This window comes from Chitinophaga sp. CF418 (assembly GCF_900142925.1).
Classification (GTDB): domain Bacteria; phylum Bacteroidota; class Bacteroidia; order Chitinophagales; family Chitinophagaceae; genus Chitinophaga.
On sequence record NZ_FRCN01000008.1, the window covers coordinates 309,840 to 325,087 of the forward strand.

Here is a 15,248-nt window from a genome sequence, read left to right on the forward strand (position 1 = left end):
TGTTAAAAAAACAGCACTCCGGATGACAGCAAAAAACCTCCTTCAGCAAAGACTGGCAAACCAGCAATTGATAGATCCTGCCTTTGGTTCCGCACCTGAACTGGTACACTGGTGCGGGGCCATACAGGCGCAGGATTATGAAATGTCAAAATGGGCAGTGGGCATGCGCCTGCCGGCCGGCACTACCGAACAGATAGAATCCGCCATCAGCAAGGGTGAACTTGTCCGCACCCATATTTTGCGCCCTACCTGGCACCTTGTACATCCGGAAGACGTACGCTGGATGATGACGCTGACAGCACCTTACATAGAGCAACCAATGGGCACCTATAACCGGAAACTGGAACTCGATGACACCCTCTTCCGGAAAAGTAATAAAGTGTTTGAAAAAGCGCTGAGAGACGGCAAACAACTAACCCGGTCCGAACTAACAGATATTCTGAATAAAGCAAAGATTCCCACCAATGACCTCAGGATGAATTTCCTGCTCATAAAAGCCGAACTGGATATGGTGATCTGTAACGGGGGTAAACGGGACAAACAGATCACATATTCGCTGTTTGAAGAGCGTGTACCTGCTACGAAACCATTAACAAGAGATGAATCACTGGCAGCATTGGCACTCCGCTATTTTAAGAGTCATGGCCCTGCTACACTGAAAGATTTCACCGGCTGGAGCGGCTTGCCAATAACTGCTGCAAGACAAGGGCTCAACCTGGTAAAAGATCAACTAAATAAATATGCCGTTTACGACCTGGAATACTGGGGCCTAACCAAAGTACCAGATATAAAAGGCACTGATAGTCAGGTCCGTCTGCTACCGAACTATGATGAGTACCTTGTCGCCTATAAAGACCGGGACATTATCTACGACGGTCAGCACGACAATCACCTGAGCAGGGAAGGCAATCCTCTTTTTAATAACATCATCCTCATCAAAGGACAGATAGCAGGCGTATGGAAACGTACTATCAAAAAGAAGGAGGTTGCAATGGAGTTACAAACATTTACTCCTCTCAATAAAACGGAGCAGGCTAAACTGGATAAAGAGGTGGCAAGATATAAGCAATTCATCCACTTACAATAATATGCGTTAAATTGGGTACATGTTTACCCGTTTAATCAAACTATTACCTGCGGTTATCATTATCTGCAGTTCTCAGGTCGTATCAGCGCAACGCGGTGATTCACTGAAAGCTGACCTGCAACTACTGAAAACGAAACTGGAAACGATTCATCCCGCGTTATATGCTTATACTTCCCAGGTGCGGATGGAACAGCTGTTTGACAGTTGCTACCAGCAGCTGAATGACGATACGGACGACAGGCAGTTTTACGGCATTATCAAAGTACTGCTAAGTGCTGTAAGAGATGGACATCTGTCATCAGGCGCTTCTCCCCGCTTTTCTCAGGTCATTCATTCGGGAAATACCTATATCCCCCTGATCACGTATTTCAAGGGTGACAGCATCTTTATTATCAACAGTATTGATAACAAAATACCAGCAGGCAGCCGGTTAGTCAGTATCAATTCTCATCCTGCCACTGCCATCCGGCAAAAGTTGTATGATTACCTGATGTCGGACGGTTACAGTACAAGTAAGCAGGCGCTGATCCTTAACCAGATCTTTTATTTTTATTACTACCTCGCCTATGGTTATTCGGCTGGATTTACTGTTGAGTATATTTCCCCCTCCGGGGAATCCGCAACTGTGGCACTGCCTGCCAGTGAAGAAAAAACTATCAATGCATTGAAGACACCTGAAGAAGAACAGCCTTTATTATCCGCCACTTTTACGGAAGACCATATATGTATACTTGGTATCAGGACATTCAATGCAGCAGATCTCCAACAGTCACGGCTGAATTACCCTGCCTTCCTTGAAAAGACCTTCCGGAAAATAAAACAGGACGGGGTCCAAAAACTTATCATTGACCTGCGCGACAATGGTGGTGGCAGGGATGAATATGGTGTTATGCTGTATGCTTATCTTACAAAGCAGGCATTCCGTTATTACCGTTACCTGGAAAAAGATAAAAAGAAATTGTCAGGCAGACCGGGGCTGGGCAAACAACAGCCAGCCAAATTATCCTACAATGGGAATCTCTGGGTATTAACAGGTGGTTATACCTTCTCTGCTGCTGCAGAATTCTGCTCCGTTGTTTATAGCAACCACAGGGGTACTTTCATCGGACAGGAAACCGGCGGCGCTTATGAAGGGAATCACTCCGGACAATTGATACAATTCGAATTACCTTCCAGTAAAGTCACTGTCTGGATACCGACTACACAATATGTCATGGATGTGATTCCCGCTAAATATCCTGGTCATGGCATCATTCCACATCTGCAGGTACAGGCATCAGTGAGCGAATACCTACGCCATGAAGACAGGGTGCTACAGGAAGCCCTGCTACAGGCCCGTTCAAATTAGTTGCCACTAATGCTCATCTTCCTCTCCTGCGTTCCTTAATTTGGAGAACAACGCATAAGCGCCCTTTACAACTACATCTGCCCCTTTGCTATCAAAGCCCGGCGGCATGATAACTTCTGTATAGCCTAATTCGCTGTTTCCCTTTTCAATGGGCAACATCTCATAGAGATAATTTCCTTCTGCCCCTGCTTCCCGGCCTTTCGCGATAAAGATGCAGGGCTTACCCTCAAACTGGATAATCGCCTCATCCGGCAAGGCATTTACCATGGCATTGCCTGTCTCGATCCAGGCAGTCAGATACATACCGGGCAACAGCTCCCGGTCTTCATTGTCCAGATGACAATGCACCTGCACGGTACGCTCATTGCTGATCTCGCGACCGATGAGGTATACCTCGGCGCTACGTTGTGTGGTTTCATTGGCCAGTGTGAAGCGTACACGCTGCCCCAGTTTTAGTTTTGGAATGTCCTTCTCAAAGACAGTCAGTTCCGCATGCAGGTGTTCTGTATTGACAATCTCAAATAGTTTATCAGTCGGATTCACGTAAGCGCCAATGTTGGTATTCACGGCAGTCACATAACCTGTAATGGGGCTATACAACTGGATCGTGCTCTGGATATTTCCTGCATCCAGGGCCGCCAGGTCAATATTGAGCAGCTTCAGTTTCTCCTGTAATCCTTTGATACGGGCTGCATTGGAGAGATAGTTCGCTTTCGCCTGTTGGAACACTTTCTGTGCATTGACATTCTCTTTCGCCAGCGCTTCCTGCCGCTGATATTCTGCCAGCAGGTATTCCTGCTGGCCTTTATTTTCCAGGTATTCCTGCTGTAACTGGATGAGATCAGGATGTTGCAGGGAAACAACTACCTGTCCCTTACGGATAAAGGAGCCCTGCAACAATTCTGTATTCTTGACAAAAGCCCCGAATGGCGCAGAGACACTGATCATACTCTGCGGAGGCACATCCAGTTTACCGTTGGCGCGGATATTACTGCTGATCTGTTTAGGTTCGATCTTGCCCGTTTTCACTCCGACGGTGGCATACTGCGCAGGCGTTAATTCCGTAACCATTCCTTCAGCTGCGGCATGTTTTTCTTCCTGCTCCGCTTTTTCTGTTTTATTGCCGCAGGCAGTTAAGGAAATGATCAGGGCACTATATATGAGATACTTCATGATTTCTGTTGATTATTGTTGAGCATTCAGCATTTGTAAGGACAATACCGCATTGTTATAGTCACGGATGGTTTGCAGGTAGGCCTCCCGGATGTTAAATACTTCCTGCAGACTTAAGAGATAGGTAGTATATCCCACATCCCCTTTTTCATATCCCAGCAATGCCTGTTTTTCGATGAGCATAGCATTGGGTATAGCCGTTTCCCGGTAATAATCCAGACTGCTCTTATAGCGGGAGAACTGTGCAACTGCCTGCTGCCATCTGCTTTTCAGTTCTACATTTGACTGCTGATAGTTGAAGTCAGCCTGTATCCTGCGTTGTTCTGCAGCCTTCACTCTTGCGCGGAAAGGTCCCAGCCATAAAGGAATGGAAACCCCGGCATGCCATCCCTGAAAACGGTCGCCACCTTTGGCGATAGCCGTTCCTGTACTGTTGAGAGAAGTACCTGTCAGCGACTGGTTAAAATAACCAACTGACAGATCAGGCAATAGTGCGTTCGCTTCCAGCTTTTTCTCTTTTTCCTGGATGACCACCTGCTGCTGTTGCCACTGTAACGCAGGATAATGCTGCAGTTGGGCAGAATCGCCGACAGCGCCAACGGTTAAAGGCTCCAGTGTTTGTTTGACGATAACCAGTGGAGTATTGCTGCCAGACAATCCCTGTAAGCCCGCCAGTAATACCTGTTCTTCCGCAAGGCTTTGCCTGTTGAGATGTTGTATCTCAGCTAATCTTGTCGCTGCGGAGGTTTTCTCCAATAGCCCTGTCTCGCCTGTTTTGAACTTCAGGTCGGCAGCTTTTACAAAGCGCTGGTAGATACTATCCTGTTGTTCCAGCAGCTGCCTGTATGCATACAGGTATTGCAGCTCGTACCAGCCTTGCTTTACATGGAATACCAGTTCGTGTTTAGTGGCGGCCTGTTGCAATTTGCTACCCTGCAGCTGTGCATCGTATAGTGAGGCCTTTGCACCAAATACAGAAGGGAAAGGTATCTTCTGGGTGACCGTAATATTATTATCGCTTTTGACATAGCTGTTATACTGACCATATTGCAGCCCTATATCCGTTTTAGGCAGTTCTCCTGCTGTGCGTTTCAGTTGTTTATAATAGTCCACACCAGCTCCTGCAGCCTGTAGCCCTTTATTCTGCTGTAGTGTGAGCTGTATCAGCCCGTCCAGGGTGAGCGGCTGCTGTGCATGTGACAGCATAGGAGCACTTGTCAGCAGCAACAGGATCATTACTGTTTTACTCATGTTTCCGGCGCCTTTTATTTTTTCAGATAAGATGTACAGGCAGGGCAATACAAACAAGGTGAGCAGGGTGGCAGTTATCAGTCCGCCGATGACCACTGTGGCCAGTGGCTTCTGTACTTCGGCGCCACTGCCCTGCGACAAAGCCATGGGCAGGAAACCCAGAGAAGCTACTGTAGCTGTCATGATCACAGGGCGTAAACGGGTGCCTGTACCCCGTATTACGATTTCCCGCAGATCAGTCAGTCCTTCTTTACGCAGGCGGTTAAACTCAGCAATGAGCACAATACCATTCAGTACGGCCACACCAAAGAGCGCTATAAAACCGACAGCGGCTGAAATGCTGAATGCCATTCCCCGCAACCATAAAGCAACAATACCACCCACTGCAGATAAAGGAATAGCTGTATAAATGAGTAAGCCCTGCTTTACCGAACCAAAAGAAAAATACAGCAGAATGAATATCAGCAGCAAGGCTACCGGTACTGCTACCTTCAGCCGTGACCGGGCCTGTTGCAGATTTTCAAACGAGCCTCCATATGTTACATAGTAGCCGGGAGACATCTTTACTTTCTGACCTACTTTCTGCTGCAACTCATTCACGATACTCTCCACGTCTCTGCCACGCACATTAAATCCTACTGTGATACGCCGTTTGGCATCATCGCGCTGGATCTGGTTAGGTCCTACTTTCAGGCTGATATCCGCCACCTGGTTCAAAGGCACCTGGTTGCCATTGGGCGTTGTGATGTATAATGCAGATACATCTTCCAGGCCTGCCCGGTTCTGTTTATCCAAACGGACCACCAGGTCATATCTTTTCTCTCCTTCATAGATGATACCTGCACGTTGACCGGCGAAAGCCGTATTGATCACCGTATTGATGTCTTCTATATTCAGACCGAACCTGGCAATCTGGTCACGGTGATATTGTACCACGATCTGCGGCAGACCGGAAGATTGTTCTACATAAACGTCCGTCGCGCCACGTATGCCACTCACTACACTCCCAACCTTGTGGGCATAGGTGGCAAGCCTGTCCAGGTCTTCGCCGTAGATCTTTACAACCACATCCTGCCGGGCGCCGGTCATCAGTTCATTGAAACGCATCTGTATAGGCTGTTGGAAGCCAAAGCTGACGCCGGGGATCGCCTCCAATGCTTCCGTCATTTTATCCGCCAGTTCATCCCTGTTCTCAGCCTTCGTCCATTGGGAGCGGTCTTTCAGGACAATGATCAGGTCACAGGATTCCACCGGCATAGGGTCCGTTGGGATCTCAGCGCTACCTATCTTGCCTACCACTTCTTTCACCTCATCCGGGAACTGCTTCAGGAGGATATCTGCCCCCTTACCTGCAACATCTATTGTTTCATATAGGCTGCTGCCTGTCAGCAATCTCGTCTCCACGGCAAAGTCTCCTTCATCCAGGGAAGGAATAAATTCTGCCCCCAGCCGGGTGAACAGTAGCAGACTGGCGCCAAACAACAGTATTGATACTACGATAACAGCACGCTTAAAGCCTAGTACAAATATTAAGGCCCTGGCATAAATACGATGGAAAAAATCCATGATCCTGTCGGACAGCGTACGTTTATGCGTGGCCTTTTTACTTAAGAACAATGCGCTGGCCATCGGCACATAGGTCAGCGAGAGAATAAAGGCCCCTAAGATGGCAAAAGAAACCGTCTGCGCCATTGGACGGAACATCTTCCCTTCCACGCCTGAAAGCGCCAGAATAGGCAGATAAACGATCAATATGATGATCTCGCCGAAAGCAGCGGAGGTTCTGATACGGCTTGCCGCAGTATATACTTCCTCATCCATTTCCGACTGTGTAAATGCGGTGCCTGTTTTCCGTAATCCCAGGTGATGCATGGTAGCCTCCACGATGATCACTGCGCCGTCCACGATCAGGCCGAAGTCGATGGCCCCAAGGCTCATCAGGTTGCCGGATACATTGAAGAGCTGCATCATGCATATGGCAAACAACATGGCAAGCGGGATGACGGAAGCCACGATCAGGCCTGCCCTGAGGTTTCCCAGCAACAATACCAGCACAAATATGACGATCAGCGCACCTTCAGCCAGATTGCGCACCACGGTTTCCACGGCATTGTTCACCAGTTTAGTCCTGTCCAGGAACGGTTCTATCAGCACACCTTCCGGCAGGGTCTTCTCTATCTGTCTGATCCTTTCTTTTACATTCCTTATCACAGCAGAAGAGTTGGCACCTTTCAGCATCAGCACGATGGCTCCTACCCTTTCCCCTTCCACGTTACGCGTCATGGCGCCATAACGGATAGCGTGTCCATAACCTACTTTCCCTACATTATCGATCAGCACAGGAATACCACTGCTATGTGTTTTTACCACTACGTTCCCGATATCTTCCAGACTGCCTATCAGTCCTTCGCTACGAATGAACCAGGCATTGGGCCTTTTATCAATGTAAGCGCCACCTGTATTCTGATTATTCTTTGCCAGGGCATTGAACACATCAGTGATGCTGAGGTCCATACTACGTAGCTTTTCAGGATCGAGGGCAATCTCATATTGTTTGAGATATCCACCGAAACTGCTTACATCCGCCACACCGGGTACGCCCAGCAACTGCCGGCGGATGATCCAGTCCTGTATGCTGCGCAGCTCCATGGCATTGTATTTCTTTTCGTAGCCCGGCTTTGTATGGACTACATACTGGTATATTTCTCCCAGCCCCGTGGTGACGGGCGCCAGTTCCGGGTTACCTACCCCTGCGGGTATCTGGTCTTTGATAGTCGACAGTCTTTCGCTGACCTGCTGCCGGGCCCAGTATACGTCTACATTCTCCTGGAAAACTACGGTTACTACACTCAGGCCAAAGCGGGAAAACGAACGGACTTCCGTGATATCGGGAATGGAAGCAACAGATTGTTCCACCGGGAAAGTAACAAGACGTTCTATGTCCTGTGCAGCCTGTGAAGGCGCAGTTGTGATGATCTGCACCTGGTTGTTGGTAATGTCGGGCAACGCGTCTATAGGCAATCTCGTGACGGCATATATGCCCCACGCGATCAGCCCGACGACAAAGAGTATAACGATCAGTTTATTCCGTACGGAAAAACCAATGATCTTATCGAGCATGGATTTAGTTTAAATGATGAAATAAAGGGATAATATGGACGTATTATGCCCTGGGAGGGTTCCAGCATTTCGCTGTATAACCGGGTAGAGAGATGGCCCGGTATTCAGTATAAGGGGTGTAAATAATGTTCGTAACAGGCTCTATCTGTACAGTTTTTTCCAGTACCACAGGCACTGAGCAGTTATGACAACTGAAGAAAGGAGAACATATACCTTGTGGCGCATCATGCCTGTCACCTTCGCAATTATCAAAATTGCAACAGGGAATGACTGCCATCAGCAGCACATAGATCGATATGATCAATGTAAATACTTTCATAATGCCGGGTCAAATATAGTTCAATCATCAGATTAAATTGTAATGAAAGATTGCAACACTGTTGTCAGTCGGTATGAAAGGCTCATAAATGTCCCTGTCTTACAGACATCTATGGCCTCCTGATTACTTTGTCAGCTGCAGTACTGCCCACAAAGCTGCACCGGAAATGATCATCCATAAGAGGAGCCCCTGTATCAATGGTTTTATGCCTACACCTCTGAGCACCGCGGCGGACAATCCTGCACCGATCAGGAACAGGGTCAGGGTCAGGCCGGTCTTTGCAACATTTACAATCACATCGCTGACAGGCTGCATAGGTATATAGGTGTGTATAATCATAGCCAGGATAAACAACCCGATGAAGTACGGCACTTTCACTTTCTGCTTACCTGTCTTGAAACAAAATGCGGTCAACAGCACAACCGGGATGATCCAGAGTGCACGGGCCAGTTTTACGGTAGTTGCTATTTCGAGTGCCTCAGGACCATATTTGCTGGCTGCCCCTACAACAGAGCTGGTGTCATGAATGGCAATTGCGCTCCACAGACCGAACTGTGTCTGGGTCATATGCAAAAGGTGACCAACAAAAGGGAACAGGAACAGTGCGGCAGAGTTTAGAATGAAAACCGTACCCAGCGCTACTGATAATTGCTTCTCTTCCGCCCTGATAACAGGGGAAATTGCAGCGATAGCACTTCCTCCGCAGATGGCGGTACCACAGGAGATCAGGTGTGATGTCTTACTTTCTATTTTCAGTAACTTCCCTGCTATATAACCAATGACCAGTGTGCCTGTAATAGAGGCCACAGTAAACAGGAAACCTTCGCTTCCAGCCTTCACTGCACTTTGGATATTCATGCCAAAGCCCAATCCAACAACGGAAACCTGTAGTAATATATGTGTGGCCTTATGATTAAGATGAAGGAATGGATGACCTATAAATTGTGCGATGACCAAACCTATTACCAATGCCACGGGTGGAGATACCCAGGGCGTCAGGCAGGCGGTAAGCGCTATTACAAATATCACTTCGCGGGTAGTGATACGAACTGTTTTTCCATTGTGCTGTATTGTATTCATAGCCGATCTTTTGATGGCACAAAGTTGCGCTACATCTTCTGCTAAAGGAAATCACCATTCGTAATATCCAATAACCTGAAGTTATAGGTTCATAGTCCTGAAAGTTATCTATCCGTCAGCAGGAAAAGATTTATTTGGGAAATAATACCAATTGGTATATTTTTACATCGTCTTAATGAAAGCGATATGAGTAAGGCAGAAAGAACGAAAGAGTTTATAGTAGAGAAAACCGCTCCCATCTTTAATACGAAGGGGTTTGCCGGTACTTCTCTTTCTGATATGACGGAGGCGACGGGTCTTACGAAGGGTAGCATTTACGGCAATTTTGCGAATAAGGATGAAGTGGCCCTGGCCTCGTTTGATTATAATCTCCGCAAGCTGAGAGCATATGTCTATGCAGAGGAGGAAAAAGCGAAAACCATCAAGGAAAAGCTGATGGTACGCACCATGCTCTTTGGAAAAGAGCGCCCGATAGCTTATCCGGTGGGTGGTTGTCCGCTCATCAATACCGGTCCGGAAGCAGACGATACACATCCTGCCCTGAAAGCAAGAGTCGCAGATGCGATTGAAAGCTGGAAAGAAAGGACTGTTAGCATGATAGAAGAGGGGATCAGGAACAAAGAGATCTCTCCGGATACGAACGCAGAGCAGGCAGCGCTTACACTGATCTCCATGATCCAGGGAGCGATATTCGTTGCCAGGTCAACCAGTAAACTGGAATATGGCAGAAGTGTCATGGAGATGGCCAGAAAATACATAGCGTCACTCTGACTATTTTTTTAACTATAAATATACCAATCGGTATAATTCACAAAGCATAAACTGAACATCATGAAAACGAGCAACAATACTGTCCTTATAACAGGCGGTGGAGCAGGTATCGGCTTTCAAACAGCCAAACTATTATCTGAAAAAGGCAATCATGTCATTATTACCGGCAGAAATGCAGGCACTTTAGAAAAAGCAGCGGCACAGCTGAAAAATGTAACACCGATAGTTTCGGATGTATCAAAAGAAGAAGATGTAAATGCACTGGTAAAAAAGCTTAAAGCAGAATTTCCAGCCTTGAATATTGTGATCAACAACGCTGCGGCAGCGGAAGTATACAGACTGGAAGCTGGTGCGAATGCTTATGATAAAGCATCTCAGGAGATTCATACCAATTTTCTTTCTGTAATAAGACTGAATGAATTGTTACTGCCATTGCTGGAAAAACAGGCAGCATCAGCGATCGTGAACGTTTCTTCTATCGTAGCCTTCTCTCCAGGCGCAAGACTCCCTGGTTATGCCGCCAGTAAAGCAGCCCTGCACTCTTATACACAGGTATTGAGACATACATTGTCTGATACCAACGTGAAAGTATTTGAACTGATGCCTCCATTAGTCAATACGGAATTTTCAAAAGAGATCGGCGGTGAGAATGGTATGCCTCCGGCAGCAGTGGCAGAAGCATTCGTGGAAGCGCTGGCTACAGATCATTATGAAATACATGTAGGAAATACCGCTGACTTTTATAAATTATTCCTTTCCTCTCCTGCTGAGGCTTTCGCAGTAATGAACAGCGGAAGATAAATCGTGCTTTTTTTTGACAGTTATTATACCGATTGGTATAATAACTGTCTTCATATAATTCTTTTACATGAAAAGGACTATACTGCTGATCACCGTTATTGCTGCTGCGGTAATGGAGCTGATAGACACATCCATCGTCAATGTGGCATTATCGCATATGAGTGGTAACCTGGGTGCTACACTGGAAGACACTTCCTGGGTCATCACCGCATATGCTATCGCCAATGTGATCATTATTCCTATCACCAGTTTCCTGTCGAATAAACTCGGCCGGCGAAATTATTACATCGGTTCCATCATCGCATTTACCTTCTTTTCATTCATGTGTGGCCAGGCCTCCAATATCTGGGTACTGATCATCTTCCGCTTCCTGCAGGGCATCGGTGGAGGCGCCCTTTTATCCGTTTCACAGGTTATTGTGTTTGAACTTTTCCCTAAAGAGAAACAGAATGTGGCCAGCGCCTTATTTGGCATCGGCGTATTCGTTGGTCCTACTATTGGTCCTACCCTGGGTGGTTACATCACGGAGTTCTACGACTGGCCATGGATATTCTTCATTAACGTTCCTATCGGTATTGTTGCTGCAGCCATCTGTTATGCACTATTGAAAGAACCGGAGGAGAAAGTAACAACAAGTAAAATTGACTGGGCAGGTATCATCCTGCTGGCGATTGGTATCGGATCCCTCCAGACAGTGCTGGAACGGGGTGAGACTGACGACTGGTTTGAAGCAGGATACATCATTTTCCTCAGTGTTACCGCTTTCTTTGGATTATTACTGTTCATATGGTGGGAACTCACTACGCCAACACCGGTCGTTAACCTCCGGGTACTTAAAAGCAGGAACCTCAGTCTGGCCGCCATGCTGACCTTTGTCTCGGGCGTGGGCCTGTTCAGTTCTGTATTTCTGACGCCCGTATTTGCGCAAAGACTACTGAATTTTACCCCTACACAAACAGGCCTGCTATTGCTGCCGGGCGCCATACTCGCTATCGGGGGACTGATCATCTCGGCCAGATTGTTACAAAGAGGCGTCTCTCCCATCGTTATGATCACCGCTGGCATGCTGATGTTTGTCGTCTTTAGCTGGCAGATGTCTGGCTATAACCTGGATGTCAGCGCCGGCAGTCTGACAACTACGCTGATCTGGAGAGGTGTTGGACTCGCTATGACAACGGTGCCGTTGTCCGTATTAGCGGTATCATCGCTTGCTCCGGCCGACTTTGCACAGGGAGCTGCTTTGAATAATATGATGCGGCAGCTGGGAGGTTCTTTTGGCCTCGCGATGGTAAATACTTATCTGGCCAACCGTAATGCGGTACACAGGTCAGACCTGGTATCAAATATTACAGCCGATAATCCGCTGGCGGTAAAGCGGCTGGCCGACTATACACAATTCTTCATATCAAAAGGCGCAGGCGTGGCGGACGCTCATGCCAAGGCATTGCGGCTCGTGGATGCTGGTATTACCAAACAAACTTCGATGCTGAGCTTCGATGATGCTTATATGTTAGTAGGGCTGGTGTTTTTGTGTTCATTGCCCTTATTACTCATGGCATCACCGAAGAAGAAAGGCGCAAAAGTACAGGTGGTACTCGCAGATCATTAGGGATGTTCTCGCTTTGTCAAGTATACCAGGGCTGGGGAAGTATTTGGCTCCCTGGCCCTTTTCGGCTAATTTACAGGCCATACCTGCCGGTGAATGAAGAACAACTACGACAATATTGCCAGATACTATGACTTCCTCAGCCGTATGGTATTTCGTACCACACAACAGGATGCACAGACGGCTCTCCTGCCCTATATTGAAACACACAGTACAGTACTGATTGCAGGTGGAGGGACAGGCTGGATACTGGAGGAAATGGCAAAAATATGTCCATCGGATTTACACATTTATTATGTGGAGATCTCTGCGAATATGATAGCGCTTGCAGAACAGCGGAAATATCAGCATGAGGTAACGTTTGTCAATATGGCGATAGAAGATTTCAACAACGATCTTTCTCATACTTTCGATGTCATCATCACACCTTTTCTTTTTGACAACTTTTCCCGGGAGAGAGTAACCCCTGTTTTTCTTCATCTTCATAACATGCTCAAACCGTCCGGCAGATGGTTATTTACCGATTTTCACTATCAAAAACAGGCGCCGCTGTGGCAGCGCGCATTACTGCGTAGCATGTACGTGTTCTTCCGGATATTATGTCATGTGGAAGCTGATGCACTGGCAGACATTGAGCCCTTATTCAAAGAGCACCATTACACAGGTATTTTCGAGGCATTCTATTTCAGCAGGTTTATCCGGACGGCCGTTTACGGCAAGGAGGGACATGTTAATAATTGTTAAATAACAGCTACTGCGAAACCGTTTCATGGATGATTCGTGAGATTTAATAAAAATTTCATGCATTCTATCCTGAACAACCACTAATAAAAAAGAGGGATAGGCTTATTGCCTATCTCTCTTTCAAATCTCCAGACTCCCGGCCTATAGATTCACGTTCTTTGTGGGAAGCACTATGGCCAGAAGCCGTTCTCCCATCTTCTTTCTCTGACGGCTCCATGAGCTTACGCATGTTCACGGCATTTGTTTCATCACTCAATAAATTCGCCATATAAACATGCATCTTTGTTTTGCCGCCGGATATTACACGACTTTCCCCACTCATTAGTGCTTCATAACCATCATGGGCTACGTCTTCCGGTGTTTGCAGGGACTCTTCACGATACGCCTTTGTATACTCCATATTCGCTTTATGGAAAAAGTCCGTATCTGATGCCCCTGGCAGTAGTACAGTAACATTTACACCGGTTCCTTCCAATTCATTACTAATGGCGGCGCTGAATGAAATGACAAAAGCTTTTGTGGCTGCATAAACTGACAATAATGGCATAGGCGCTTTACCAGCCTCAGAACCCAATTGCAGTATATGCCCATCACCTCTCGCTGCCATATCAGTAGCAAAATATTTTGTCAATGCTACCAGCGAACAAATATTCAGCTGGATAATATCAAGGCTGCGCTGCAGATCAATATCTATGAAACGCCCCCACTCTCCCTGTCCGGCGTCATTCACCAGGTAATTCACCACGATACCCCGAGTCCGTACTTCATCATATATCTCTTTCGCTGCAGTCGGCCGGAACAGATCACTGGAAATAGGTGTCACCTCGATATTATATTGCTGCTTCAATTCATCAGTCACTTCCTGTAGCCTTTCCTGCGATCTCGCAACGATCACCAGGCTAAAGCCATCCTTTGCAAACAACTTTGCCAACTCATATCCGAAACCGCTCGTGGCGCCAGTGATCAGTGCATATTGATTACGGTTGTTTACATTAATTACTGGCATACATTTCAGTTTAAATATCAACGGGAATTCTTAAGACTCTCCGGAGCTTCTTTCAGTTCGTCCTTTCGTTTTTTTGCTTCAGGAGTTACATCTTTTGCGCCTTTATTATCACGTTCCCATTCGGTCTGCTCTGGAGATGCTTGTGAAGCCTCAGCTGCTTCTGATTGTTCAGCTTTGCCGGTAAGGTCTTCTTTTGTCATCTTTACTTTATCCTGTCCCATAACTTAAAATTTAAGCGTGAAGAATAATTTATAAAGATCAAACAACAAGCCATGTATGCTGTTGTGTGGGAGCAAGCGTAGTCAACCGGCATATTTGTATACATGCTGGTACAGCAGTGTGGAAATAATTACTGGGTAACAAACCTGCGGCAATCTCTTCAATCGGCAGGCTGAACAGGCGCTTCTTTCTCTGTTCCTGCAATCAGGCTTTCCCTTCCTATCAGGTTCTGTTCTCCCAGAGACAGGTTATCTGTACGTGTGGTTTGCAACCAGCCTGTCCTGGAGCGTCTGAATATCTGTATGGCAAGGCCCATGTCCCTATAAAAGTCTCTTTCTACTTCTGCTACAGTACGGTGTTCGCTAATATCTATCCAGCCAAAACTATGGATCAGACGGATCTCCTCGATAGGAGTATCGCCAGAAAGCTTTTTATTGTTTGCGGTGCCTTCCCCCTGTTCATGCGGACAGAGATAACATTCCAGTTTCAGGTAAGGATACACCTCGTGAAACTTATTCTGGATGTTACGCAAAACATCTTCTTCACTGATATATATTTCCATCTTGTTGCGTTTTAATGAGTTAATGATACACCCGTCATCCTTTCCTGTGCATTCCCTTTTTTGTAAAACAAACAGGTGAATTATTAGTTGCAGGAGTGTGACAAGATGTTTCAAAGTTAAAGCGCCGGAGATGGGAGGGCAATGATGGAGGTTATAAAGAA

Annotated in this window: 13 protein-coding genes; 6 read left to right on the top strand and 7 right to left on the bottom strand. The window is 46.7% G+C overall.

The genetic code is table 11. The annotated features are described in order from the left end of the window. Positions 1 to 22 precede the first annotated feature (22 nt). Positions 23 to 1,087, top strand: a complete 1,065-nt coding sequence (locus F3I09_RS19150) for a winged helix DNA-binding domain-containing protein (protein ID WP_149696647.1) — start codon at positions 23 to 25, stop codon at positions 1,085 to 1,087. Positions 1,088 to 1,106: 19 nt separating this feature from the next. Continuing rightward, a complete protein-coding gene (locus tag F3I09_RS19155) occupies positions 1,107 to 2,435 on the top strand; it encodes a S41 family peptidase (protein WP_149696648.1) in 1,329 nt (442 codons plus the stop codon). A 6-nt stretch (positions 2,436 to 2,441) separates the two neighbouring features. Here the strand turns inward: F3I09_RS19155 and F3I09_RS19160 are convergent, their stop codons facing one another. The 4 genes from F3I09_RS19160 to F3I09_RS19175 form a co-directional block, all read right to left on the bottom strand. Continuing rightward, positions 2,442 to 3,608: an efflux RND transporter periplasmic adaptor subunit gene (locus tag F3I09_RS19160; protein WP_149696649.1), complete on the bottom strand. Its 1,167-nt coding sequence runs from the start codon at positions 3,606 to 3,608 to the stop codon at positions 2,442 to 2,444. A gap of 12 nt (positions 3,609 to 3,620) precedes the next feature. Continuing rightward, positions 3,621 to 7,979 (bottom strand): CusA/CzcA family heavy metal efflux RND transporter, encoded by a 4,359-nt coding sequence (locus F3I09_RS19165; RefSeq protein WP_149696650.1) that lies wholly within the window; start codon positions 7,977 to 7,979, stop codon positions 3,621 to 3,623. A gap of 43 nt (positions 7,980 to 8,022) precedes the next feature. Next, positions 8,023 to 8,298 (bottom strand): hypothetical protein, encoded by a 276-nt coding sequence (locus F3I09_RS19170; RefSeq protein ID WP_149696651.1) that lies wholly within the window; start codon positions 8,296 to 8,298, stop codon positions 8,023 to 8,025. Positions 8,299 to 8,421: 123 nt separating this feature from the next. Further along, on the bottom strand, positions 8,422 to 9,378 hold the full coding sequence (locus tag F3I09_RS19175) for a YeiH family protein (RefSeq protein ID WP_149696652.1): 957 nt from the start codon (positions 9,376 to 9,378) through the stop codon (positions 8,422 to 8,424). Positions 9,379 to 9,564: 186 nt separating this feature from the next. On the opposite strand from F3I09_RS19175, the gene F3I09_RS19180 reads away from it, so the two are divergent. The 4 genes from F3I09_RS19180 (at position 9,565) to F3I09_RS19195 (ending at position 13,300) form a co-directional block, all read left to right on the top strand. Further along, a complete protein-coding gene (locus F3I09_RS19180; protein ID WP_149696653.1) occupies positions 9,565 to 10,149 on the top strand; it encodes a TetR/AcrR family transcriptional regulator in 585 nt (194 codons plus the stop codon). Between the two features lie 60 nt (positions 10,150 to 10,209). Next, entirely contained in the window at positions 10,210 to 10,950 is a 741-nt protein-coding gene (locus F3I09_RS19185) for an SDR family oxidoreductase (protein WP_149696654.1), read from the top strand. 67 nt (positions 10,951 to 11,017) lie between these two features. Beyond that, positions 11,018 to 12,559 (top strand): DHA2 family efflux MFS transporter permease subunit, encoded by a 1,542-nt coding sequence (locus tag F3I09_RS19190; protein ID WP_149696655.1) that lies wholly within the window; start codon positions 11,018 to 11,020, stop codon positions 12,557 to 12,559. A gap of 93 nt (positions 12,560 to 12,652) precedes the next feature. Next, positions 12,653 to 13,300 (top strand): class I SAM-dependent methyltransferase, encoded by a 648-nt coding sequence (locus F3I09_RS19195; protein ID WP_149696656.1) that lies wholly within the window; start codon positions 12,653 to 12,655, stop codon positions 13,298 to 13,300. Between the two features lie 109 nt (positions 13,301 to 13,409). Here F3I09_RS19195 and F3I09_RS19200 read toward each other — a convergent pair whose 3' ends face one another. From F3I09_RS19200 to F3I09_RS19210, 3 genes are all read right to left on the bottom strand, one after another. Further along, positions 13,410 to 14,306, bottom strand: a complete 897-nt coding sequence (locus F3I09_RS19200; RefSeq protein ID WP_149696657.1) for an SDR family oxidoreductase — start codon at positions 14,304 to 14,306, stop codon at positions 13,410 to 13,412. Between the two features lie 17 nt (positions 14,307 to 14,323). Continuing rightward, positions 14,324 to 14,527, bottom strand: coding sequence for a hypothetical protein (locus F3I09_RS19205; RefSeq protein WP_149696658.1), 204 nt, complete (start codon positions 14,525 to 14,527; stop codon positions 14,324 to 14,326). Between the two features lie 158 nt (positions 14,528 to 14,685). Beyond that, on the bottom strand, positions 14,686 to 15,087 hold the full coding sequence (locus F3I09_RS19210; protein ID WP_149696659.1) for a hypothetical protein: 402 nt from the start codon (positions 15,085 to 15,087) through the stop codon (positions 14,686 to 14,688). Positions 15,088 to 15,248: the final 161 nt, after the last annotated feature.

Excerpts from the sequence above, each read along its gene's own strand:
- F3I09_RS19150 (WP_149696647.1), top strand. The coding sequence starts at position 23 with ATGACAGCAAAAAACCTCCTTCAGCAAAGACTGGCAAACCAGCAATTG.
- F3I09_RS19155 (WP_149696648.1), top strand. The coding sequence starts at position 1,107 with ATGTTTACCCGTTTAATCAAACTATTACCTGCGGTTATCATTATCTGC.
- F3I09_RS19160 (WP_149696649.1), bottom strand. The coding sequence starts at position 3,608 with ATGAAGTATCTCATATATAGTGCCCTGATCATTTCCTTAACTGCCTGC.
- F3I09_RS19165 (WP_149696650.1), bottom strand. The coding sequence starts at position 7,979 with ATGCTCGATAAGATCATTGGTTTTTCCGTACGGAATAAACTGATCGTT.
- F3I09_RS19170 (WP_149696651.1), bottom strand. The coding sequence starts at position 8,298 with ATGAAAGTATTTACATTGATCATATCGATCTATGTGCTGCTGATGGCA.
- F3I09_RS19175 (WP_149696652.1), bottom strand. The coding sequence starts at position 9,378 with ATGAATACAATACAGCACAATGGAAAAACAGTTCGTATCACTACCCGC.
- F3I09_RS19180 (WP_149696653.1), top strand. The coding sequence starts at position 9,565 with ATGAGTAAGGCAGAAAGAACGAAAGAGTTTATAGTAGAGAAAACCGCT.
- F3I09_RS19185 (WP_149696654.1), top strand. The coding sequence starts at position 10,210 with ATGAAAACGAGCAACAATACTGTCCTTATAACAGGCGGTGGAGCAGGT.
- F3I09_RS19190 (WP_149696655.1), top strand. The coding sequence starts at position 11,018 with ATGAAAAGGACTATACTGCTGATCACCGTTATTGCTGCTGCGGTAATG.
- F3I09_RS19195 (WP_149696656.1), top strand. The coding sequence starts at position 12,653 with ATGAAGAACAACTACGACAATATTGCCAGATACTATGACTTCCTCAGC.
- F3I09_RS19200 (WP_149696657.1), bottom strand. The coding sequence starts at position 14,306 with ATGCCAGTAATTAATGTAAACAACCGTAATCAATATGCACTGATCACT.
- F3I09_RS19205 (WP_149696658.1), bottom strand. The coding sequence starts at position 14,527 with ATGGGACAGGATAAAGTAAAGATGACAAAAGAAGACCTTACCGGCAAA.
- F3I09_RS19210 (WP_149696659.1), bottom strand. The coding sequence starts at position 15,087 with ATGGAAATATATATCAGTGAAGAAGATGTTTTGCGTAACATCCAGAAT.